The sequence below is a fragment of the Sinorhizobium sp. 6-70 genome, from assembly GCF_030124375.1.
GTDB lineage: Bacteria > Pseudomonadota > Alphaproteobacteria > Rhizobiales > Rhizobiaceae > Sinorhizobium.
Genome location: NZ_JASKLS010000005.1, coordinates 265145 through 287455 on the forward strand (window position 1 = coordinate 265145; position 22311 = coordinate 287455).

The 22311-nt window shown below is 62.4% G+C and carries 18 protein-coding genes; 6 read left to right on the plus strand and 12 right to left on the minus strand.

Features of this window, described 5'->3' with window-relative positions:
• Positions 1-60 precede the first annotated feature (60 nt).
• The 7 genes from QN222_RS12845 to xylA form a co-directional block, all read right to left on the minus strand.
• Positions 61-837: a MetQ/NlpA family ABC transporter substrate-binding protein gene (locus QN222_RS12845; protein ID WP_283961258.1), complete on the minus strand. Its 777-nt coding sequence runs from the start codon at positions 835-837 to the stop codon at positions 61-63.
• A gap of 37 nt (positions 838-874) precedes the next feature.
• Positions 875-1540, minus strand: coding sequence for a methionine ABC transporter permease (locus QN222_RS12850; RefSeq protein ID WP_283961257.1), 666 nt, complete (start codon positions 1538-1540; stop codon positions 875-877).
• Positions 1530-2609, minus strand: coding sequence for a methionine ABC transporter ATP-binding protein (locus QN222_RS12855; RefSeq protein WP_180939135.1), 1080 nt, complete (start codon positions 2607-2609; stop codon positions 1530-1532). The genes QN222_RS12850 and QN222_RS12855 overlap by 11 nt, the downstream gene beginning before the upstream one ends.
• 347 nt (positions 2610-2956) lie before the next feature.
• On the minus strand, positions 2957-4330 hold the full coding sequence (locus QN222_RS12860; RefSeq protein WP_283961256.1) for a GH1 family beta-glucosidase: 1374 nt from the start codon (positions 4328-4330) through the stop codon (positions 2957-2959).
• Positions 4331-4533: 203 nt separating this feature from the next.
• The gene (locus QN222_RS12865) at positions 4534-5718 is read right to left on the minus strand and encodes a Gfo/Idh/MocA family oxidoreductase (protein ID WP_283961255.1); all 1185 of its coding nucleotides are present in this window, start codon (positions 5716-5718) and stop codon (positions 4534-4536) included.
• Positions 5719-5891: 173 nt separating this feature from the next.
• Positions 5892-6944 carry a sugar phosphate isomerase/epimerase gene (locus QN222_RS12870; protein WP_283961254.1) on the minus strand — a complete coding sequence of 351 codons (1053 nt, stop codon included), beginning with the start codon at positions 6942-6944 and terminating at the stop codon, positions 5892-5894.
• A 255-nt stretch (positions 6945-7199) separates the two neighbouring features.
• Positions 7200-8510 carry a xylose isomerase gene (gene xylA / locus QN222_RS12875; protein ID WP_283961253.1) on the minus strand — a complete coding sequence of 437 codons (1311 nt, stop codon included), beginning with the start codon at positions 8508-8510 and terminating at the stop codon, positions 7200-7202.
• Positions 8511-8644: 134 nt separating this feature from the next.
• Here xylA and QN222_RS12880 point away from each other — a divergent pair, with 134 nt between their 5' ends.
• A complete protein-coding gene (locus QN222_RS12880) occupies positions 8645-9004 on the plus strand; it encodes a nuclear transport factor 2 family protein (protein ID WP_283961252.1) in 360 nt (119 codons plus the stop codon).
• A 26-nt stretch (positions 9005-9030) separates the two neighbouring features.
• Here the strand turns inward: QN222_RS12880 and xylB are convergent, their stop codons facing one another.
• The 5 genes from xylB to QN222_RS12905 all read right to left on the minus strand — a co-directional run bounded on the left by xylB (position 9031) and on the right by QN222_RS12905 (position 15699).
• Positions 9031-10485 carry a xylulokinase gene (xylB, locus tag QN222_RS12885; RefSeq protein ID WP_283961251.1) on the minus strand — a complete coding sequence of 485 codons (1455 nt, stop codon included), beginning with the start codon at positions 10483-10485 and terminating at the stop codon, positions 9031-9033.
• 10 nt (positions 10486-10495) lie between these two features.
• Positions 10496-11533, minus strand: a complete 1038-nt coding sequence (locus tag QN222_RS12890) for a LacI family DNA-binding transcriptional regulator (protein WP_283961250.1) — start codon at positions 11531-11533, stop codon at positions 10496-10498.
• 106 nt (positions 11534-11639) lie between these two features.
• Positions 11640-12689 (minus strand): metallophosphoesterase, encoded by a 1050-nt coding sequence (locus QN222_RS12895; protein ID WP_283961298.1) that lies wholly within the window; start codon positions 12687-12689, stop codon positions 11640-11642.
• Between the two features lie 185 nt (positions 12690-12874).
• Positions 12875-14458 carry a DHA2 family efflux MFS transporter permease subunit gene (locus QN222_RS12900; RefSeq protein WP_283961249.1) on the minus strand — a complete coding sequence of 528 codons (1584 nt, stop codon included), beginning with the start codon at positions 14456-14458 and terminating at the stop codon, positions 12875-12877.
• A gap of 29 nt (positions 14459-14487) precedes the next feature.
• Positions 14488-15699 carry an HlyD family secretion protein gene (locus QN222_RS12905; protein WP_283961248.1) on the minus strand — a complete coding sequence of 404 codons (1212 nt, stop codon included), beginning with the start codon at positions 15697-15699 and terminating at the stop codon, positions 14488-14490.
• Positions 15700-15942: 243 nt separating this feature from the next.
• On the opposite strand from QN222_RS12905, the gene QN222_RS12910 reads away from it, so the two are divergent.
• The 5 genes from QN222_RS12910 to lysS all read left to right on the plus strand — a co-directional run bounded on the left by QN222_RS12910 (position 15943) and on the right by lysS (position 22203).
• Positions 15943-16638 carry a TetR/AcrR family transcriptional regulator gene (locus QN222_RS12910; RefSeq protein ID WP_283961247.1) on the plus strand — a complete coding sequence of 232 codons (696 nt, stop codon included), beginning with the start codon at positions 15943-15945 and terminating at the stop codon, positions 16636-16638.
• Positions 16639-16908: 270 nt separating this feature from the next.
• On the plus strand, positions 16909-17748 hold the full coding sequence (locus QN222_RS12915) for an AraC family transcriptional regulator (protein ID WP_283961246.1): 840 nt from the start codon (positions 16909-16911) through the stop codon (positions 17746-17748).
• A 212-nt stretch (positions 17749-17960) separates the two neighbouring features.
• Entirely contained in the window at positions 17961-18716 is a 756-nt protein-coding gene (locus QN222_RS12920) for a TerC family protein (RefSeq protein WP_283961245.1), read from the plus strand.
• 522 nt (positions 18717-19238) lie between these two features.
• Positions 19239-20696: a glutamate--tRNA ligase gene (gene gltX, locus QN222_RS12925; protein ID WP_283961244.1), complete on the plus strand. Its 1458-nt coding sequence runs from the start codon at positions 19239-19241 to the stop codon at positions 20694-20696.
• A gap of 10 nt (positions 20697-20706) precedes the next feature.
• Positions 20707-22203, plus strand: coding sequence for a lysine--tRNA ligase (lysS, locus tag QN222_RS12930; protein ID WP_283961243.1), 1497 nt, complete (start codon positions 20707-20709; stop codon positions 22201-22203).
• Positions 22204-22311: the final 108 nt, after the last annotated feature.

Sequence of the window (22311 nt, forward strand, 5' to 3'; positions counted from 1 at the left end):
AAGAAAAACCGCACGCCGAGGTTGCGGCGCGCGGTTCCCATCTGCGTTCAACGGACAGGCTTACCAGCTGGGGATGAGTGCTCCCTTGAAGGTATCGACGATGAAGGCCTTTACGCTCTCGTCGTGATAGGATTCGACGAGCGTCTTGACCCAGGGCGCATCCTTGTCCGCCGCACGCACGGCAATGACGTTGGCGTAAGGAGACTTCTCGCTTTCGATGGCGATGGCGTCCTCCTTGGGATGAAGGTCGGCCTCGAGCGCGTAGTTGGTGTTGATCACGGCCGCGTCGACATCGGCGAGCGAGCGCGGAAGCTGGGCCGCATCGAGTTCGGCAAACTGGATGTTCTTCGGATTTTCCGTCACGTCCGCCGGGGTGGCCTTCAGCCCGGCATCCGGATTGACCTTGATGAGGCCCTTCGACACGAGGACCAGGAGTGCGCGGCCGCCGTTGGTCGGATCGTTCGGAATGGCGATCGTCGCACCGTCCTGCAGCTCATCGAGGCTCTTCACCTTGTTCGAATAGACACCCATCGGCGTGGTGATGGTCAGGCCCACGCTGACGATATCGTAGCCGCGATCGGCGATCTGGTTGTCGAGATAGGGCTGGTGCTGGAAGGAATTGGCATTGAGTTCACCATCGGCGAGCGCCTGGTTCGGAACCACATAGTCGGAGAATTCGAGGATCTCGATGTCGAGCCCCTTGGGAGCGGCGACTTCCTTCACCTTCTCCATGATCTGGGCATGTTCGCCCGGCGTTACGCCCACCTTGATGGTCTCTGCGAGCGCGGTGCCGGCGGCAAGGGCGGCGAAGGCCGCCGCTAGAATAAGCTTTTTCATGATGTCTCCTTTTTTGCTGTTTGGAGTCCTGGGAGGATCAGTTCTTGCGGCTGCGCTTGTCGAACCGGCGCGCCAGGCCATCGCCGGCGCTCTGGACGACCTGCACCAGCACGATGAGCACGACGACGACGATCAGCATCACATCCGGCATGAAGCGCTGGTAGCCGTAGCGGATGCCGAGATCGCCGAGACCGCCGCCGCCAACGGCGCCGACCATCGCCGAATAGCCGATGAGGCTGACGATGGTCATGGTGAGCGCCAGCGTCAGCGCCGGACGAGCCTCGGCCAGAAGCACCTTGAAGACGATCTGCGTCGGCGTCGCGCCCATGGCGCGGGCGGCCTCGATCAGCCCCTTGTCGATGTCGCGGATCGCCGCCTCGACCAAGCGCGCGAAGAACGGAATGGTCGCGATGGTCAGGGGGACGATCGCCGCTTTCGTGCCGATCGAGGTACCGGTGACAAGCCGCGTGAAGGGAATGATCGCGACGACGAGGATGATGAAGGGCGTCGAGCGCGTGGCGTTGACGATCAGCCCGACGATGCGGTTGATGTTGGGCGCCGGAAACAGTTCGCCCTTGCCGCTGGTCGCGAGGAAAATGCCGATCGGCAGGCCGATCAACGAGCCGATCAGGCCGGCGATCGCCACCATGCGCAGCGTGTCGAGCGTGGCCTTGCCGATGAGCAGCAGAAGATCAGGCGACATAGCCGAGCACCTCCGTGACCAGTCCGTTCTCGGTAAAAAACCGCTCCGCCCTGCCCGATGTTTCCGCGTCCGCAGCATAGGCAACGACGAGCGAGCCATAGGGTTTGCCGCCAATCTCGTCGATCGTTCCGGCGATGATGTTGACCTCGGCGCCGACCGACTTGATTAGCTGCGAAATCAGCGGCCGTTCCGCCGTCGCGCCGAAGAAGGTGAGGCGCACCACGGCACGATCGCCGGCACTCGCCGCCGGTTTCAGGCCACGCGCAACGGCATCCGGCAGCTTCGAGCCAGGCAGACCCGAGAGCAGCGCACGCGTCGTCTCGTGCTTAGGATGGGTGAATACATCGAAGGTATGACCGCGTTCGACGATTTCGCCCTTGTCTATGACGGCCACATCCGACGTCACCGCCTTCACCACTTCCATCTCATGGGTGATGAGCAGCACGGTCAGCCCCAGTTCGGCATTGATCCGCTTCAAGAGCTCGAGGATCGACTGGGTCGTTTCCGGGTCGAGCGCCGATGTCGCCTCGTCCGAAAGCAGCAGCTTCGGCTCCGTCGCCAGCGCGCGGGCAATGCCGATGCGCTGCTTCTGGCCGCCCGAGAGTTCGGCCGGATAGCGGGCGTGTTTGTCGGCTAGGCCGACGAGATCGAGAAGCGGCCGCACGCGCGCTTCGATGGCGCGGCGATCCATGCCGGCAATCTCCAGCGGCAGCGCGACGTTGCCAAAGACAGTGCGCGAGGAGAGCAGGTTGAAATGCTGGAAGATCATGCCGACGGAACGCCGGAGGTTGCGCAAGCCCGCCTCGTCAAGCCCTCCCACATCGACCCCATCGACGAGCACCTTGCCGCTCGACGGCTTCTCGAGGCCATTCACCAGCCGGATCAGCGTCGACTTGCCGGCGCCGGAACGGCCGATGATGCCGGTGATCGAACCACGCCCCACGGCAAGGCTGACATTGTTGAGGGCGGTGAAGGCACCGCTCTTGCCGGACGCGGCAAAACGCTTGGAAACGCCGTCGAAGACGACGGCAGCGTCGCCGGCAGAGGGTTCGGAAGAAGGAAACGTCATTGTCCGGTCGCCCCCGTATGAGGGATCACAGCGATGGAAGGATACATGATGCTCTCGGATGTTCGAAATTCTGGTCCCGGACGAATAGGCGGGGAAGGGAAAGCGTGTCTGGTCAGGCCGACATTCGACAACGCATTCGGAACACGGAGCAACTCTCTATCATCGGACAACCGGTCGGTTCAACGCCTCCACGGCATGGCAGCCATGCCATGGAACATGGCTTCTTATGACGGCAGGCAGGCCCGTTTCACAGGTACATTTTTGCGAAGCCACGCGGGCTGGAGCAAAAGTCTACTCTTTTTATACAGAACGGTCGCGGCCGGAGAGGAGATCACTGTCCACACAGCCTAAGCCGTCTTGTGGTTGCCCTTCGGGAACTGTTCTGCCAGGTCCTTGTACCAGTGGCCGCTCTTCTTGATCGTGCGGACCTGCGTCTCGTAGTCCACGTGGACGATGCCGAAGCGCATCCGGTAACCCTCGGCCCATTCGAAATTGTCCATCAGGCTCCAGGCGAAATAACCACGCATCGGATAGCCCTTGGCAATCAGATCCGCGGTGACCGACAGGTGGTCGGCTATGTAGTCGAGCCGCGGCTGGTCATCGACGGCGCCGTTTTCTAACCCCATGTTGTAGCAGGCGCCGTTCTCGGTGATGTAGCAGTCGGGCAGCTTGTAGCGGGCATTGAGCGTTTCGACGAGCGTGCCGAGCGCCGGAGCATAGACTTCCCAGCCGATATCCGTTTTCACGTCACTGACCGGCTTGGCATTCACCGTTGCCGGATATTCCGCACCCGCGGTCGGATCATCCGAAACCCGCATCGGCGTATAATAGTTGAGGCCCCACCAATCGAGCGGCTGCGAGATCGTCGCCATGTCGCCGTCCTCGATCAGCGGCATGCGGCTGCCGAGTGCCGCCAGGAAGCCTTCGGGATACTCGCCCTTGAAGATCGGACCGAAGAAGACGCCATTGTGGAAGTCGAAAGCGCGCTCGGCCGCGGCCTTGTCCTTAGCGCCGGTGCTGCCCGGATAGACCGAGTGCGCGTTGATGACGATGCCCGTCGGCAGGCTCGACCTCTCGGAGCGGATCGCCTCGACGCCGAGGCCATGCGCGAGATTGGTGAAGTGGAGGGCGGCGAGCGCCGCATCCATATTGCGCTCACCCGGTGCGTGGATGCCGTAGAGATGGCTCAGCCATACCGAGCACCAGGGCTCGTTGAAGGTGGCGACCGCATCGAGCCTGTCGCCGAGGCGGGCGATCACGGTCTTGGCATAGCGTTGGTAGGCATAGGCGGTCGTACGCGCCGTCCAGCCGCCGTCGCCCATCAGCGCGAGCGGCAGATCCCAATGGTAAAGCGTCGCGAAGGCCTTGATGCCGCGCGCCTTCAGCCCGTCGACGAGCCGGTCGTAGAAATCGAGGCCCTTCTCGTTCACCGGTCCAGTGCCTTCCGGAATGATGCGCGGCCAGGCGATCGAGAAGCGATAGGCCTCGACGCCCAGGCCCTTGATGAGATCGAGGTCTTGCTCCAGCCGATTGTAATGATCGCAGGCGACGTCGCCGTTGTGGCGCTCGAAGACGCGGCCCGGCATGTTGGAGAAGGCATCCCAGATGGACGGCTTTCGCCCATCCGCCTTGCTTGCCCCCTCGATCTGGAACGATGCGGTTGCTACTCCGAAGACGAAGTCGCCCGGAAAGCGCTCTGCCAGCTTCTTGGCTTCGATCATTGTTCAGCCTCGTCGTCTGCGCAGCCGGACGCCGAAACCGACGCTGCTGCATTCAATTCATCGGGTAGAGCGGGAGCCGCCGGAAAGCCGCACGCGCTTTCCTCATCCAGCTCCCGGTTTCGAAGTGGCCTAAAGGCACACCGGCAAATGTCAACCCGCGAAAAGGGCGAGGTTGCCCCCGCCCTTCATTTTGGCAGGAGAAGTCAGACCTTGATCCAGGCACCGTTGCGCTTCGAGGACTGCACGCAGGCATCGACGAAGACCATGCCTTTCATGCCGTCATCGATCGTTGGATAGGTGACCGCCGCATTCACCTTTTCGCCGTTGCGCTTGGCGAAAATCGCCCGTGCAGCCTCCGAGTAAATATTGGCGAAGCCTTCGAGATAGCCTTCCGGATGGCCGGAGGGCACGCGCGAGACGCGGGCGGCGGCCGGACCTGCCCCAGCACCGGCACGCGTCAGCAGGCGCTTCGGTTCACCAAACGGCGTATGCCAGAGATAGTTCGGGTCCTTCTGCGTCCATTCGAGGCCGCCCTTGGTGCCGTAGATCCGAACCATCAGGCCGTTCTCGTGGCCGGGCGCCACCTGGCTGCACCACAGCATGCCCTTGGCGCGCGCGCCGTCCTTCGCCTTGAAGCGCATCATCACATGGGCATTATCGTCGAGCTGGCGTCCACCCACGAAGCTGTCGAGATCGGCCGAAAGTTCCTCCAGTTCGAGGCCGGAAACGAAGCAGCCGAGGTTGTAGGCGTGGGTGCCAATGTCACCGGTCGAGCCGCCGGCACCGGACCGGGCCGGATCGGTGCGCCACGCGGCCTGCTTCTGGCCGGATTGCTCGATGTTCTCGGTCAGCCAGTCCTGCGGATATTCCATCTGCACGAGCCGGACGGCGCCGATATCGCCGTTCGCCACCATCTCGCGCGCCTGGCGCACCATCGGATAGCCAGTGTAATTGTGCGTCAGCACGAACAGCGCATCGCTTTCCTCCGCCGCCTTCTTGAGCTTTTTCGCATCGGCAAGCGTCGAGGTCAGCGGCTTGTCGCAGATGACATGGATGCCGCGCTTCAGGAATTCCTTGGCGGCGGCGTAGTGAACATGGTTCGGCGTCACGATCGCAACCGCCTCGATACCGTCCTTGAGCTTCGCCTCGCGGATCGCCATCTCCTTGAAGTCCGAATAGACGCGCTTCGGATCGAGCCCCAGTTCACGGCCGGAGGCTTGCGCCTTGTCCGGCGTCGACGACAGCGCGCCGGCCACCAGCTCGTAATGATCATCGAGCCTTGCCGCGATGCGGTGAACTGCGCCGATGAAGGCGCCGGAACCGCCACCAACCATGCCAAGCCGGATGCGCTTTTGACGACTTTCCGTGCTGCTTCCCTCTATAGCCATCCTGTTTTCCTCTCCTGAAGTGTTTGGTGTGCGGTTGCCCCCTCATCCGCTTGTCGGCACCTTCTCCCCGCTGGCGGGGAGAAGGGACTCGTAGCGACGCCTCCCCTTGCCGCAGCGGAAAGTGGGGCAAGTTCCCTCGCCCCGCCTGCGGGAAGAGGGTGAGGGGTGGAGGACTAAATTCCCAGCATCCGCCGGTTGGCCGCCTCGTCCGTCCCGCTGTCGGCAAAATCGTCGAAGGCCTTTTCGGTGACGCGGATAATGTGGTGCTTGACGAAGTCGGCGCCTTCGCGTGCGCCGTCTTCCGGATGCTTCAGGCAGCACTCCCACTCGACGACCGCCCAGCCGGCAAAATCATTGGCGGCCATCTTCGAGAAAACCGCCCCGAAATCGACCTGGCCATCGCCGAGCGAGCGGAAACGACCGGCGCGGTTCACCCAGCCCTGATAGCCGCCATAGACGCCCTGCCGACCAGTGGGATTGAACTCCGCGTCCTTGACGTGGAACATCCGGATGCGGTCCTTGTAGATGTCGATATTGTCGAGATAGTCCAGGCACTGCAGCACGTAGTGCGACGGATCGTAGAGCATGCAGGCGCGGGCGTGGTTGCCGGTGCGTTCCAGGAACATCTCGTAAGTGATGCCGTCATGCAGGTCTTCACCCGGATGGATCTCGTAGCAGACGTCGACACCGCAATCCTCGGCATGATCGAGGATCGGCTTCCATCGCCGGGCAAGTTCATCGAAGGCCGTTTCCACGAGGCCAGCGGGACGCTGCGGCCAGGGATAGACGAAGGGCCAGGCGAGCGCTCCGGAGAAACTCGCCATGGCATTGAGGCCGAGGTTCTTCGACGCTGTCAGCGCCATCTTCACCTGTTCCACCGCCCATTGCTGGCGCGCCTTCGGATTGCCGCGCACTTCCGGCGCGGCAAAGCCGTCGAAAGCCTCGTCATAGGCCGGATGCACGGCGACCAACTGGCCCTGCAGATGGGTCGAGAGCTCTGTGATCTCGACGCCGTTGTCGCGCGCTTTCCCGGCGACCTCGTCGCAGTAGGTCTTGGACTCGGCAGCCTTCTTCAGGTCGAACAGCCGTCCGTCCCAGCTCGGAATCTGCACGCCCTTGTAGCCGCAGTCGGCCGCCCATTTGGTGATCGCGTCCCAGGAATTGAACGGAGCCGTGTCACCGGCGAACTGCGCAAGAAAAAGCCCTGGACCCTTGATGGTCTTCATCCCGATTTCCTCCCTAGATCACGATTCCGGCCCGTACGACCGGTTGCTGGAAAGGTGCGGCTGCACCCAATTTTCGCGATTGCTGATAGACCTGAAACGTTGCAGGAGGCAGAAGCTAACAGATTTTTCACGAGGGGCAATCCCGCTTCTACGTGACATGCAAGCCGCATTTTCGGTCCTCGCCAAAAGCGCATGGCCATGTTTTGGAGTGAGAGGATGGGCGCCCCATGACGGGAGCGCCCATCCTCGCAGCGATCAGACGTAGCGATTGACCACGTTCTCCAAGAGTTCCTGCTTGCCGGATTTCGGCTGCGGATTGAGGTCGGCCTTGCGCACCCACGCCTCGATCTCTTCGAGCGAGAAGCCGCCGTCGAGCATCTTCTTCGCCTCGGGCACGCTCCAGCCGGCATAGCGCTTTTCGAGCGGCGCCGAGAGCGCCTTGTCCTCAATCATCTTCGCCGCCGCCCTGAGACCGCGCGCGCAGCAATCCATGCCGCCGATATGGCCGATCAACAGGTCTTCCGCATCGAGCGACTGACGGCGCAGCTTCGCATCGAAATTGGTGCCGCCGGTCTTGAAGCCGCCGCCCGCAAGCACGTGGTAATAGGCAAGCGCCATTTCAGGAACATTGTTCGGGAACTGGTCGGTGTCCCAGCCGGACTGGTAGTCGTTGCGGTTCATGTCGATCGAACCGAAGATGCCGAGCGCATTGGCAAGGGCCAGCTCATGCTCGAAGGAGTGGCCGGCGAGGATCGCATGGCCCTGCTCGATATTGACCTTCACCTCGTTCTCAAGACCGTACTTCTTGAGGAAGCCGTAGACGGTCGCGACGTCGAAATCGTACTGGTGCTTGGTCGGCTCCTGCGGCTTCGGCTCGATCAGGATCGTACCCTTGAAGCCGATCTTGTGCTTGTACTCGACGACGAGATTGACGAAGCGGCCGAGCTGATCGAGCTCGCGCTTGAGGTCGGTGTTAAGCAGCGTCTCGTAGCCTTCGCGTCCGCCCCAGAGCACATAGTTCTCGCCACCGAGCTTCTGCGTCGCGTCGATGCAGGTCTTCACCGTTGCCGCGGCGAAGGCGAAGACGTCCGGATCCGGATTGGTCGCTGCACCCGACATGTAGCGCCGGTTCGAGAAGAGGTTCGCCGTGCCCCAGAGCAGCTTGACGCCGGTTTCGGCCTGCTTCTTCGCGAAATAGTCGACGATCTCGTTGAGGTTGCTGGTGTTCTCCGCGAAGTTGCTGCCCTCCGGGCGCACATCCGCGTCATGGAAGCAGTAGAACGGCACGCCGAGGAGCTGGAAGAATTCGAAGGCGACGTCGGCCTTCAGCTTCGCGGCGTCCATCGTGTCCTTGAACCACGGACGCTCGAAGGTCTGGCCGCCGAAGGGGTCACCGCCCGGCCAGACGAAGGTGTGCCAGTAGGCGACGGCGAAGCGAAGGTGATCCTCCATCCGCTTGCCGAGAACGATTTCGTCCGGATTGTAGTGGCGGAAGGCGAGCGGATTGGCGCTCTCCGGTCCCTCATACTTGATCTTGGCGATATCGCCGAAAAATCCCGTGCTCACGGTCTTGCTCCTCTCATGGATGATGGATTGCCGGCGCCGAGCGGCGGCCGGCCATTACGTGGAAGGTAATTGGTTTCATTCCCCCGATCGCCGACAGTCGGCCCATCGAAACACAAACCGAAGGGAAGATTCCGATGCACGACCTCGATCACATTGCCGAAGCCTATATTGCCGCCTGGAACGAGACCGATGCCGCAAAGCGCGGCCCTCTTGTCGAAAGGGCGTTCACGCCGGAGATCGGCTACCGCGACCCGGTCATGCGCGGCTACGGCCACGAGGCGATCGACACGCTGATTGCCGGTGTGCAGCATCAGTTCCCCGGCTTCCGCTTCGCCCTCAAGGGCAAGCCGGATGGGTTCGCCGACACGATCCGCTTCTCCTGGACGCTCGGGCCGAACGGAACCTCGGTCATCGAGGGCACGGATTTCGGCCTCATCGAGGATGGCCGGCTGAAACAGGTGACCGGCTTCCTCGACAAGATCCCGGCGCAATAAGCGACGGTCGGATGGGACGCCGCAGATCATAGCGTCGCATCCCTGATCGCCGGATAGAGGCGGCGATAACTCTGATAGGCATCCTCATAGGCCGAAACCAGCGACGCTTCCGGCTCGATGGTTTCGGCCGTTGCGGGTGCGAAGCAGGTTGCGACCGGATCGGCGCCGGTTGCGGCGATAAGGCCGAGCCGCGCCGCGCCGAAGGCCGCGCCGAAATCGCCGTCCGCCGGCAGGTCGACCGGCAGGTTGAGCGCCGTCGCGATCGACTTCAGCCAGTAGCGTGAGCGCGAGCCGCCGCCGATCGCGGTCACATGGCTGAGCTTCGTGCCGGCCGCGCGGAGCGCCTCCAGGCTGTCGCGGATCGCAAAGGAAACCCCTTCGAGCACCGCCTGCGTCAGGACCGCACGCGCGCTTTCGTGGCCGAGACCGGCAAAGGCGCCGCGGATCGCCGCATCGTTGTGGGGCGTGCGCTCGCCGGAAAGGTAGGGAAGAAAAGTGACGGAACCGGGCGCGTTCAGCACGTCGCCAAGTTCGCCGGTGAGCTCTGCCGCACTCCTGCCGGTAACGCCCGAATGCCAGTTGAGCGCATCGGTCGCCGAGAGGATGACGCCCATCTGGTGCCAGGTATTCGGCAGCGCATGGCAGAAGGCATGGACGGCGCTTTCCGGATTGGGAAGGTAGCTCGCATTGGCGGCGAAGAGCACGCCGGAGGTGCCGAGCGACACGAAGGCCTGTCCCTCGGCGACCGTGCCCATGCCGCAGGCAGAGGCGGCGTTGTCGCCGGCGCCGCCGGCAACGACAACGCCAGCGCCCATGCCCCAGCGGTTGGCGAGGTCCGGCCTCAGCGTGCCGGCGCCCTCCGTGCCTTCGACGAGATCCGGCATCTGCCGCTCCTCAAGCTGCGTGGCGGCGAGCAGGCTTTCCGACCATTTGCGCTTACCCGTGTCGAGCCAGGATGTGCCGGCGGAATCGGACATTTCCGACATGTGTTCACCGGTCAGCCACAGGCGGAGATAATCCTTGGGGAGCAGGACCCAGCGCACCTGGGTGAAAATCTCCGGCTCGTTCTCGCGCACCCAGGCGAGTTTCGGCGCGGTGAACCCCGGAAAAACGATATTGCCCGTTAGCGCACGGAACTGCGGATCACTGTCGAGGGCAGCGGCCTGGCGGAAGCTGCGGGTATCGTTCCACAGGATGCAGGGACGAAGCACGGCATCCGTGTCGTCGAGCAGCGTCGCGCCGTGCATCTGGCCGGAGAGGCCGATGCCGCGGACCGCGGCAAGCGCGTCCGGATGCGCTCTCTTGAGGCCGGCGATCGCTTCCTCCGTGGCGCGGACCCAGTCGGCCGGATCCTGCTCCGACCAGCCGGGATGCGGCCGCGAAACCTCGAGCGCTCCCGATGCCGAGCCGATGATCTTCTGCTCGCCATCGATCAGCATTGCCTTGACGCCGGACGTGCCGAGATCCAGTCCGAGATACATGAGTGCCCTCCTATGCCTGCTCGATCGGCAGGTTGTCCTTCAGGAAAATGTCGATGCGGATGCGCTCCTGCGCCTCGATCACGGCAAGACCGTCGGCCTTGGCCTTCAGCACGCGGATCGCGCTTCTCACCTCGTGCCCGGCGTCCTGGTTGAGCACGGCGTCGATCGTGCCGGAACGAAGCGCGGCGCGGCTGTGCGGCGTCAGTTCGTGGGCAATCGTGCAGATTGTCTTGCTCTTGCCGGTCTTCTCGAGCGCGGCGACGAGACCGCGATTGCCGGCGCCGAGGCTGTAGATGCCGGCCAGATCCCGCTCGCGCTCGACGAGCGCGCGCACGAGCTTTTCGACGAGAGCCGGATCGTCCTGTCCTTCGATCACCGGAAGGAGGGGGCACGCGGGAAATTCCTCGGCCATGACGGTGGTAAAGCCCTCCAGCCTGTCGCGATGGTCGCGTACCAGCATCGAGCCGGCCAACACGGCGATCGGACCTGCGCGGCCACCGGTGAAGCGGCCCATCAGGGTACCGGCTGTGCGGCCTGCCGCAAGGTTGTCGACACCGGCAAAATGATCGCGTCCCGATCCCGGCAGGTCGGAAACGAGCGTGACGACGGCAATACCATCATCGCGAAGCCGCATTACGGCCTCGGCCACCTCGGGGGCGTCGACGGCGACAACGGCCACCCCGGCCGGCCGGCGCTGACGCGCCTCCGAAAGCGCCTGCACGAGGGCCTGCGCGTCAAAGGCCGGAACGGGAAGAATGGTGATCTGCGTTCGCTCGGAAGCCGAACGCGCCATCGCGGCCCGCACCTCGCTCTCGAGTCCGCGCATGAAGGAGTTGTCGCCCGCCGGCAGAATGAAAACGAGGGGGTAGTTGCGACCTTTGGCGAGGTTGGCGGCGGCGACATCGCGCACATAGCCGAGCGTGACAATCGCGCGCTCGACCTTGTCACGTGTGACGTTCCTGACGCCTGGGCGGTTGTTCAGGACCCGGTCGACGGTCGCCAGGCTGACGCCCGCTTTCGCGGCGATATCGTGAACCGTTGGTCGCATCGCTTCCTCCCGGGGGGAACCCTTAGAGGAATTTCTGATGTACGTAAATCAAAAATGTCGCCGCCCGCAGACGGAACCGGATCCGCCATCTTCCGGTGAAGGTTTTTCAGGTGAAGCGTTTGCTGAAGGCGTGAGTAAAAACGACGCGGCCGGCCTCGCCCTGTGCTTCGCCGAAAGCGACGTCCATGAAGGCGTCGGTGATGCGAACGACGGCGAAGCCGCCGAGATAGGCCGCCTTGGGCTTGAAGAGATCGAGGCCGTCGGCGCGATAGGCCATGACGCGGTCATGTTCATGCCCGTGGAAAAGGCCAATGATATTGTAGCCTTTCAGCGCGTCGAGCAACGTCCGGCGCTGCTCCGGGCTCCACCAATGCGGCTTCCCCTCTCCCCGATCGTCGAAGATGTCCGCCGTCGTGTCCCAGACCTCCGTCGAAAACGCATCCCAGCCATAATGCTGGAACAGCACGACCGGTCGACCGTCGGCGGCGTAGTACGCAAGGTCCCCCTTGAGCCAGCCGAGACCGCTCACCGCGCCCTTGTTCTGGTCACCGCCAAAGCGCTGCAACTGGACGAGATGCAGGCCGCCCCAGTCCCAGGAATAGTTGTCCGACAACGGATCGTAATTCGTCACCGGCACCGGCGGCTTGTAGAATACGGTCTGGCGGTGCGTAAGCTCGACATAGTCACGCAACTCCCGACGGTACCAGTCGACATTCGGCGGTGTGCCATCCTGGTCGAGATCGTGGTTCCCGAGTCCGACATAGACGGGAAAGTGAATGTGCTGCGGGCCCGGGCCTTGCTCGTATCGGCTCTGGAACTGCTGCAGCTGCCGTCCCTCGTGCGGCTGGCGAACCTGACCGCCGCCATCGTCGGTGATGTCGCCGCCGAAAACGAGGCCGAGCGGCCGCTCGATTTTCTGCCCGGCACTGGCGAGGCCGCTTGGATCCCCATCGATCGTGGCCGGCCAATGCTGCACGGCAATCGCGTTCAGCGCCGCGACATGGCGCAAGAGGTTCGCGTCGGTCTTGCCCTCCTCCTCGCATTTCGGCGCCAGCCCTTCGGTGGAAACGATGCAGGCATGGACGTCGTTGGAGAAGAGAAAAGTTGCGTCGACGGGAGGCCATGCATTGGCGGCACGGACGCGACCGGCGACGATCGAAAGACCTGCGCCCGCGGCCGTCGCGAGAAAAGTGCGTCGGGACAGGCCGCGGCAATCCGCATTGCTCACCTTGGACACCTCCCCGCAGCCAAGTCCGCTTCTGCGGAACCGGACAGCCCATCGGCTTCAGCCGTCATGGAGTGTGCAGCAGGGAATGCGGCACGTAAAGCGTGCCGCTTCCGTCAGTGGCCGCTGCCGCCGGCGCCCTGCGGCTTGCTGATCATCATGACCCCGATGATCAGTGACAGGAAGAGCACCGTCAAGATCACGAAGACGTCGACGAAGGACAGGATCACCGCCTGCGTCTGCACCATCGCTGCGAGTTGCTTGACCGCGATCGTCGTTCCGTCGAGGCCGTGTGCGGTGAAGCTCGAGGCCATGTTCCGGAGCCGTTCCACCGCCTCCGGGTTGCCCCACTGGATATGCTCGGCAAGCCGGGCATAGTGGAAATCCTGGCGCTGCGTCAGAATGGTGTTGATGACCGCAAGACCAACGGCACCGCCGAGGTTGCGCGTCAGATTATAAAGGCCGGACGCATTGCGGATGCGGGCGGGCGCCAGCGTGCCGAGCGCGATGTTGTTGATCGGCACCATGCAGAGCATCAGCGAGCAGCCGCGCAGGATCTGCGGCACGAGCAGCTCCCAGAAGTCCCAGTCGGCAGTCAGTTGGCTCATCGACCAGGTACCGGCTGCAAAGCCCGCAAAACCAATGGTCATCATCACCCGCGGGTCGAGGCGGCCGGAAAGAAAGCCGGCGACCGGCGCCGTGAAGAACATGGCAAGGCCGGAAACGAACATGGTCTCGCCGATCATCAGCGAGTCGTAGCCCCGGATGCGCCCGAGATAGAGAGGGTAGAGATAGGTAAGACCATAGAGGCCGATACCCATGACGAAGGAGAAGAGCGAACCGAAGGCGAAGTTACGATTGGCGAAGGCCCTGAGATCGACCACCGGGAACTCGACCTTGAAGGCGCGATAGAAGAACACGGCGGCAGCAAGCGCCGCGGCAACCGCGCCGATGACGATGTGCTCGTCATTGAACCAGTCGTTGGCGTTGCCCTCCTCCAGCACATATTCGAGCGAGCCGAGGAAGACCGCCATGGAGAGCAGCCCCCACCAGTCGAACTTCTTCATCAGTCCCAGTTCGGGCTTGTCGAAGTCGATGAAGGTCCAGGTGAGCGTCGCGACGATGATGCCCGGGATGACGTTGACGAGAAACAGCCAGTGCCAGGAGAAGGCGTGGCTCAAATAACCGCCGACGGTCGGGCCGATGGTGGGCGCAAGCGTTGCGATCAGGCCGATGATCGGCGAGACGACATTGCGCTTCGAGGGCGGGAAGATCGTGAAGGCGGCGGCGAAGACCGACGGGATCATGCCGCCGCCGATAAATCCCTGGATCGCCCGGTAGATGATCATCTGGTCTATATTGGTGGCGGTCGCGGCAAGTGCGCTCGACGCGGTGAACCCGGCCGCAGCGACGGAAAACAGCACCCGCGTCGAAACGATGCGGGCGAGCGTGCCCGACAAAGGGATCATGATGACTTCGGCGATGAGATAGGCGGTCTGCACCCAGCCGATCTCGTCCGATCCGGCCGAAAGGCCGGCCTGGATTTCGGCGAGCGAGGCCGACACGATCTGAATGTCGAGGATCGCCATGAACATGCCGACCACCATCGCAAAGAAGGCGATCAGCCGTCTCGGGTCCATACGCTCCTCGGCTCTGGGCGCGATTGCCGCGACCGAGCCTGCCGTTGCCGTTGCGGCCATCTCCGCCACTCCTCGTCCGCTATGCGGCCTTACTTTGCTGCAGCCACTTTCGACTGATCGGGCGCCGTGCGGGTATCGACGTCGACGACGACGCTCAAGCCAGCGCGCAAGTGCCCTTCGGCCAGCACGTCGGCCGGGATTTTGATGCGCACCGGAACGCGCTGGATGACCTTGGTGAAGTTGCCGGTCGCATTTTCCGCCGGCAGCAGCGAGAAGACCGAGCCGGACGCCGGCGCAATCGAGGCGACAGTGCCTTCGATCGGATGGTCGTCATAGGCGTCGACATGGATCTGGACTTTGGAGCCCGGTACCAGATGCGCGATCTGCGTTTCTTTGAAATTGGCATCGATATAGAGCTGGTCCACCGGCACGAGGGCCGCGAGACGCTGCCCGGCGGAGACGAGATCTCCGACCTGAACCGCGACATTGCCGACGACGCCGTCATAGGGTGCCTTGAGCACGGTAAAGCCCAGGTCGCGATCGGCCTTGTCGAGCGCGAGCTCCAGCGAGCGGATCGTGCTTTCCGCTTCGGTACGCTGCGCCTCGAGCACGGTGATGTTCGCTCTGGCCGCGGCGATGTTGGCCTCGGCCCCGACGAGATTTGCGCGCGCCTGATCGAGCGCGACATCGGCATTGTCGCGTGAGGCGACCGTTCCGACGGCCTTGGACTGAAGGTCGCTGGCGCGCTTCTGCGTCAGTTCGGCGCCGCGGACGGTCGCCTCAAGGGCTGTCTTCTGGGCTTCGGCCTGGCTGAGGCTCGCCTTTGCCCCGGCGATCTGCGCATCGAAGCGGCTGAGCGCCAGTTTCTGCGTGGAAATCTGCGCCTCGGCCTGCTCCGCAGCGATGCGATAGTCGCCGTCGTCGAGCGTAACCAACGGATCACCTGCCTTCACATGCTGGTTGGCGACCACGTCGACCTTGGCGACATAGCCGGACACCTTCGGCGAGATGGTCGCGATATCGCCTTCGATATAGGCGTCATCGGTCGATACCATGAAACGGCCGTTGGTCCACCAGTCGTAGCCGTACCACGCAGCGGCAGCGAGCAGTGCCAGCCCCAGGACCGGCAGGATCGGCTTGCGGCGCCTTTTCTGTGGCGCGGCAACGTCAGCGGCCTTGTGCTCCACGACGGACGGGGCCTCGCTTGTGGGTGCGGGCGCTTCCGGCTTCGGAGTCCCGACTTCAAAATCATCGCCGACGGGACGGACACGGGCAGCGCTGGAGGTGCTGGTAGCGGACATATGACACCGGTTTTTGCTGGGATTGAACTGAACCGTTCGGTTCGATTGAGGTTGACATAATGCCTTTTGCATCGCATATCAAGAGGCAATCGAACTGGCCGGTTCGATTGCTTGTTCAAAGGCAAACAAAAGTGCCCGCGGGCCCTGCCTGCCTCTTGTCTTTGTTCGAAGCGGCCGTGTTTATGGTTTTGGATAAATTCGTCTAAGATCATCTTGATGAAAGGAGTGGAACTTCCGGCAGCCATGACGTCAGCGAAAAGCCTAGAGCAGGAAAAACCCCTGCAGGATCAGCAACAACACCTTTCGAGCGGTGGGCGACACGCCGCCGGCGAGGATCCGGCCAAACGCGAGCAAATCCTCGAAGGCGCAAAGCGCGTTTTCATGAGGAGCAACTTCGACGCTGCCAGCATGAATGATATCACCCGCGAGGCAGGCGTTTCGAAAGGCACGCTCTACGTCTATTTCGAGAACAAGGAGGACCTGTTCGAGGCGCTGATTGCGCGCGAGCGCAGCCGCATCGTGGACAGCGTTAAGCAGTTGCTGAACGAAAACGCGCCGCTCGAAGACACGCTTTATGATTTCGGCGTGACGCTGGTGACAAGCATGACGTCCGACTACACGATCCGGGCCATGCACACTGTGCTCAGCGTGATCGATCGGATGCCGCGGCTGGCCCAGCGGTTCTTCACCTCAACACCGGAAAACGGCTACACGGTCCTGAAAGCTTATCTCGACCAGCAGGTCGAGGCTGGCACTCTATCGATCGACGATACGGAAATAGCCGCGAAACAGTTCATCGAACTGTCCTCGGCCGGAATCTTCAAAGGCCGCCTCTTCGGCATGTGCGAGGCACCCTCCGCCGAGCGGATCGACAAGAACGTGAGATCGGCCATCCGCGTGTTCTTGGCCGCCTACGGCCAGAAATCGAACGCCGGCTGAAACCCGGCCTGCAGCGCGGCGCGTCTTACCAGACGTGCAAGGGATGCTGTAACACTTTGAATTGCCGCACCGCTTCTCGCGGGCGCCGTTCTCTGCCAATCCAGCAATTGCGATCAAACGCGCCCGCCCGCGAGGCCGTAAGACGTGCATGTCCACTGCATGACTCCGCAAAACCGAAATCGGTCTAAGGACAAAATCATGCGGCGAGTCAAAGTGCTGCGGTGACCTTGCGCGTCTCACAAGACGCCCGGGCGCTGCAAGGGAGTGAGCATGAGTTCAATCGGCAGGGCGATCTGGTTCATCGAGAGCCATTTCGCAGAGGATATATCGCTGGACGAGATCGCCGAGGCCGCAGGCCTCTCGCGCTACCACCTGTCACGCTTGTTCGGGCTTTCGACCGGCTGTTCGATTAGCGCCTATATCCGCGGCCGACGCCTCAGCGGCGCCGCGCAGGCCCTCGCCGATGGCACATCCAGCATTCTCGAAGTGGCCCTCGATGCGGGCTATGGCTCGCACGAGGCCTTCACCCGTGCCTTTCGCGAACAGTTCGGCGTGACACCCGAGTCTGTCCGCAAGCAAGGGCACGTCCGCAATGTCGAACTGATGGAGCCGATCAGGATGGACGACGCACGCACATTGAAGATCGAACCGCCCCGTTTCGAGGAGAGCCCCGGACTTCTCCTCGCCGGTCTCGCTGAAACCTATGCCTACAATCGCACCGAGGGCATCCCTTCGCTCTGGCAGCGCTTCAACGCCCATTTCGGCAATGTGCCCGGTCAGCGCGGGAATGTCGCCTATGGTGTATGCACCCAGTCGGACGGCGAGGCCGGGCGCTTTCGTTACATGGCCTCGGTGGAAGTCGGCGATACAGACGGGTTGCCGGCAGACTTTGCCGTTCAGAAATTGCCCAGGCAACGCTATGCGGTATTCCTCCACAAAGGACACATATCGGCGATCTCTACCACCGCCCATTACATTTTCGGGTCATGGTTTCCGCAGTCCGGGCTGGAGCACGGCCGACTTCCGGACCTGATGGAAAAATATGACGAGCGCTTCGATCCCCGCACGGGAATGGGCATTGTCGAAATTTGGGTGCCGATAAAACAGTAAACGGTAAAACGCGGCCGCGAACGGCAGCGGCGCTTGCCACTGCGGCGATGATCCTTAAATACTCCGGCGAATCCTGGGCGACGACGCCCAGAGCGGGCGAGGAGAACTTCGCGCGGTTTTCCTCGCCCGCTCAAATTTGTCAGAACCGGTCATGTTGAATGATTTGGTCGTTTCGACCAAGATCCTCGTGATCAAGGAGAGGAAGATCGCCGATGCAGGAAATCCTGACGCTTGCCCAAAGCCTCGAGGCTTGGGTCGCTCTGGTTACGCTCATTGTCATGGAAGTCGTGCTCGGCATCGACAACTTGATCTTCATTTCCATTCTCACGAACAAGCTTCCCGCCGAAAGCCGCGTCAGCGCCCGCCGCATCGGCATAGGCCTTGCACTGATCATGCGGCTGGCGCTGCTCGGCACGGTTGCCTGGATTGTGCAACTGACCGAACCGGTTTTCGAGGCCTTCGACCACCCCTTTTCCTGGAAGGACATGATTCTCATCGCCGGCGGTCTTTTCCTCGTCTGGAAGGCGACCAAGGAAATCCACCACAATGTCGATCCGAGCGATCATGGGGAGGACTTCATCGCGACGTCGGCGATCAACGGCTTTGCCGCGGCGATCGGCCAGATCCTGCTGCTCGATCTCGTCTTCTCCGTCGACAGCATCATCACCGCCGTCGGCATGACCCCGCATCTGCCGATCATGGTTGCAGCCGTCATCGTCGCGGTGACCGTCATGCTGCTTGCAGCGACGCCGCTTGCCAACTTCATCGAGCGGAACCCGACGATCGTGATGCTGGCGCTTGCCTTCCTCTTGATGATCGGCACCACGCTGATTGCCGAAGGTATGGGCTTCCACGTACCGAGAGGCTACGTCTACGCCGCCATGGCGTTCTCGGCCCTCGTCGAAATGCTGAACATGATGGCACGCAACGCCCGGCTGCGAAAGCAGCAGGCGAAGAAGCTGCACTAAAGCAATTCCAGGAAAAGGGCGCAGTGTTTCCGTCCGGAATTGCGTCGTCTTAAAACGTCAGACTGTTCAAATGAACGTACAAGACGATGCTCTCGTGCAGTCATAGCCGCGCGAAACGCCAAAAGAAGAAGCCTGCATTCGCCGAATGCAGGCTTCTTTGACTGCGGGAGACAAGTGAGGATACGAACCGGACGGGTTGGGAGTTCGACTACCGTTTTCGTTGGTTGCGGGAGGAAACCGGAAAAATTCCCGCATTCTCCACTTCCGTCGCGTCCGGTTGACACGGTCCGCGTCCTCGATTGAATAAACGCCTGACGACCGCAAACGTTCCAACAAAATGGCCTGTCCACTTTCCGTTGACACGCGGGGCTTTCTATGGTCTCACGCCAGCCGACTGGAATTGCCCGCCGATACCGCTGGTGCGGCACCCTTGTGGGCCTTTCCTTCCCATAAAATGCGCGCCCATACGCCGGAAATGCACTCCGGCAAGGGCCTAAAAGCACGTCGAAACGGGCAAAGACCATGGCAGATTCAGCAGTCCGGGTGCGCATTGCACCCTCTCCCACCGGCGAACCGCATGTCGGCACGGCCTATATTGCGCTGTTCAACTATCTCTTCGCAAAGAAGCACGGCGGCGAGTTCATCCTGCGTATCGAGGACACAGACGCGACGCGCTCGACGCCGGAGTTTGAACAGAAGGTGCTCGACGCGCTGAAATGGTGTGGGCTGAAGTGGTCCGAAGGCCCCGATATCGGCGGCCCCTACGGGCCCTATCGCCAGAGCGACCGCAAGGACATCTACAAGCCCTACGTCGAGAAGATCGTCGCGAATGGTCACGGTTTCCGCTGCTTCTGCACGCCCGAACGGCTGGAGCAGATGCGCGAGGCGCAGCGCGCCGCGGGCAAGCCGCCGAAATATGACGGCCTGTGCCTTAGCCTCTCGGCCGAGGAAGTGACCTCGCGCGTCGCCGCCGGCGAGCCGCATGTCGTGCGCATGAAGATCCCGACCGAAGGCTCGTGCAGGTTCCATGACGGCGTCTATGGCGACGTGGAGATCCCGTGGGACGCAGTCGACATGCAGGTCCTGCTCAAGGCCGACGGCATGCCGACCTACCACATGGCGAACGTCGTCGACGACCACCTGATGAAGATCACCCACGTCGCGCGCGGCGAGGAGTGGCTGGCCTCCGTGCCGAAGCACATCCTGATCTATCAGTATCTCGGCCTTGAACCGCCGAAGTTCATGCACCTGTCGCTGATGCGCAATGCCGACAAGTCGAAGCTGTCGAAGCGCAAGAACCCGACGTCGATCTCCTACTACACGGCGCTCGGCTACCTGCCGGAAGCGTTGATGAATTTCCTCGGCCTGTTCTTCATCCAGATCGCCGAAGGCGAAGAACTTCTCTCGATGGAGGAACTGGCGGAGAAGTTCGATCCGGAAAACCTCTCGAAGGCCGGCGCGATCTTCGATATTCAGAAGCTCGATTGGTTGAACGCGCGCTGGATCCGCGAGAAGCTCTCAGAGCAAGACTTTGCCGCGCGGGTCTTCGCCTGGGCGATGGAAAACGACCGTCTCAAGGAAGGCCTGAAGCTCGCCCAGTCGCGCATCTCGAAGCTCGGCGAACTGCCCGACCTCGCGGCCTTCCTGCTGAAGTCGGATCTCGGCCTGCAACCGGCGGCCTTTGCCGGCATGAAAGCGTCGCCGGAAGAAGTGCTCGAGATCCTCAATACCGTTCAGCCGGATCTTGAAAAGATCCTCGAATGGAACAAGGAATCAATCGAGGCGGAACTGCGCGCGGTCGCCGAGCGCATGGGCAAGAAGCTGAAGGCCATTGTCGCGCCGCTCTTCGTCGCCGTATCGGGCTCGCAGCGCTCGCTGCCGCTGTTCGATTCGATGGAACTGCTCGGCCGCGCCGTCGTGCGCCAGCGCCTGAAGGTCGCGGCTCAGGTGGTCGCGTCCATGGCGGGCAGCGGAAAGTAAGGACAGGACCATGAACGAGAAGACAGCAACGGCCAGCCTTTCCTCCGACGCAACGGAAGTGCGCGCACAGAAGCTGAAGCTGCTGCGCGAGCAGATCGGCGACGTCTATCCGGCGCACTTCCACCGGACGATGACCAATGCGGAACTCGCGGCGAAATATGAGAGCCTGGAGCCGGACACCGAAACGCAGGACGTCGTGACCGTCGCCGGCCGCGTCTTTTCCTCGCGCAACTCCGGCATGTTCATGGATATCCATGACGCCTCCGGCAAGATTCAGATTTTCTCGCACAAGGACACGACGCCGGAAGAGGCGCGTGCACTGCTGCCGATGATCGACATCGGCGATATCATCGGCGTTACGGGCGTTGTCCGCCGCACCAAGCGCGGCGAGCTCACGATCAACGCGCAAGCGATCACGATGCTGACCAAGTCGCTGCTGCCGATGCCGGAGAAGTGGCACGGCCTCTCCGATATCGAATTGCGCTACCGCAAGCGTCATCTCGACATCATGACCAACGAGGAGTCGAAGCTCCGCTTCCAGCAGCGCAGCCGCATCGTATCCGGCATCCGCCGCTTCATGGAGAACGACGGCTTCATGGAAGTCGAGACGCCGATGCTGCATTCGGTCTATGGCGGCGCCACCGCCGAGCCGTTCAAGACGCATCACAACACGCTGAAGCTGGACATGTTCCTGCGCATCGCGCCGGAACTCTACCTGAAGCGCACGCTGGTCTCGGGGCTGACCGACAAGGTCTTCGAGATCAACCGCAACTTCCGTAACGAAGGCGTCTCCACCCGGCACAATCCGGAATTCACGATGATGGAGTGCTATTGGGCCTATGCCGACTACGAGGACGTGATGGACCTCGTCGAGCGGCTGTTCGCCGAACTGGCGATGTCGATCCACGGCACAACGGAATTCACCTATGGCGACAAGGAGATCTCCTTCAAGGGGCCGTTCCGACGCGTGCCCATGCCGGACGCCGTCAAGGAAGCGACCGGCATCGACTTCCTGGCGATGAAGACCGACGAGGAGGCGCGCGCTGCAACCGCGGCCGCCGGCTTCGAGGTCGAGAAGGATTGGACCTGGGGCGAATGCCTCGCCTTCGTCTTCGAGGAAAAGGTGGAACCGACGCTGATCCAGCCCGCCCACGTCACGCATTTCCCGAAGGACATCTCGCCTTTCGCCAAGGAAGTGCCAGACGAGCCGCGCCTCGTCGAGCGTTTCGAGACCTATTGCAACACCTGGGAGCTCGGCAATGCCTTCTCGGAGCTCAACGATCCGGAAGAGCAGCGCGCCCGCATGGTCGAGCAGCTCGAACAGGCGCATGCGCGCGGCGAACTGGCGAAGCAGCTCGATGACGAATTCCTCGATGCGATCGACCAGGGCATGCCGCCGGCCGGCGGCCTCGGCATCGGCGTCGACCGGCTGATCATGCTACTGACCAACGCGCCGTCGATCCGCGACGTCATCCTGTTCCCGGCCCGGCGCCACAAGGCCGATTAAGCCGCACGTACAGACTTGGCCAAAGCCCGCCTTCACTAGGCGGGCTTTGCTTTTGTCCCGACGGATTGCCTTGGATCACGATGATTTTGGGCCGGATCGACCAAAAAT

What these genes read in the sequence shown, in the direction of transcription:
- QN222_RS12915 (WP_283961246.1), top strand. Translation starts at nt 16,909, where the DNA reads ATGAGTTCAATCGGCAGGGCGATCTGGTTCATCGAGAGCCATTTCGCA.
- QN222_RS12890 (WP_283961250.1), bottom strand. Translation starts at nt 11,533, where the DNA reads ATGCGACCAACGGTTCACGATATCGCCGCGAAAGCGGGCGTCAGCCTG.
- QN222_RS12880 (WP_283961252.1), top strand. Translation starts at nt 8,645, where the DNA reads ATGCACGACCTCGATCACATTGCCGAAGCCTATATTGCCGCCTGGAAC.
- QN222_RS12920 (WP_283961245.1), top strand. Translation starts at nt 17,961, where the DNA reads ATGCAGGAAATCCTGACGCTTGCCCAAAGCCTCGAGGCTTGGGTCGCT.
- QN222_RS12870 (WP_283961254.1), bottom strand. Translation starts at nt 6,944, where the DNA reads ATGAAGACCATCAAGGGTCCAGGGCTTTTTCTTGCGCAGTTCGCCGGT.
- QN222_RS12850 (WP_283961257.1), bottom strand. Translation starts at nt 1,540, where the DNA reads ATGTCGCCTGATCTTCTGCTGCTCATCGGCAAGGCCACGCTCGACACG.
- QN222_RS12845 (WP_283961258.1), bottom strand. Translation starts at nt 837, where the DNA reads ATGAAAAAGCTTATTCTAGCGGCGGCCTTCGCCGCCCTTGCCGCCGGC.
- QN222_RS12910 (WP_283961247.1), top strand. Translation starts at nt 15,943, where the DNA reads ATGACGTCAGCGAAAAGCCTAGAGCAGGAAAAACCCCTGCAGGATCAG.
- gltX (WP_283961244.1), top strand. Translation starts at nt 19,239, where the DNA reads ATGGCAGATTCAGCAGTCCGGGTGCGCATTGCACCCTCTCCCACCGGC.
- QN222_RS12900 (WP_283961249.1), bottom strand. Translation starts at nt 14,458, where the DNA reads ATGGCCGCAACGGCAACGGCAGGCTCGGTCGCGGCAATCGCGCCCAGA.
- xylB (WP_283961251.1), bottom strand. Translation starts at nt 10,485, where the DNA reads ATGTATCTCGGACTGGATCTCGGCACGTCCGGCGTCAAGGCAATGCTG.
- QN222_RS12865 (WP_283961255.1), bottom strand. Translation starts at nt 5,718, where the DNA reads ATGGCTATAGAGGGAAGCAGCACGGAAAGTCGTCAAAAGCGCATCCGG.
- QN222_RS12905 (WP_283961248.1), bottom strand. Translation starts at nt 15,699, where the DNA reads ATGTCCGCTACCAGCACCTCCAGCGCTGCCCGTGTCCGTCCCGTCGGC.
- QN222_RS12855 (WP_180939135.1), bottom strand. Translation starts at nt 2,609, where the DNA reads ATGACGTTTCCTTCTTCCGAACCCTCTGCCGGCGACGCTGCCGTCGTC.
- lysS (WP_283961243.1), top strand. Translation starts at nt 20,707, where the DNA reads ATGAACGAGAAGACAGCAACGGCCAGCCTTTCCTCCGACGCAACGGAA.
- QN222_RS12860 (WP_283961256.1), bottom strand. Translation starts at nt 4,330, where the DNA reads ATGATCGAAGCCAAGAAGCTGGCAGAGCGCTTTCCGGGCGACTTCGTC.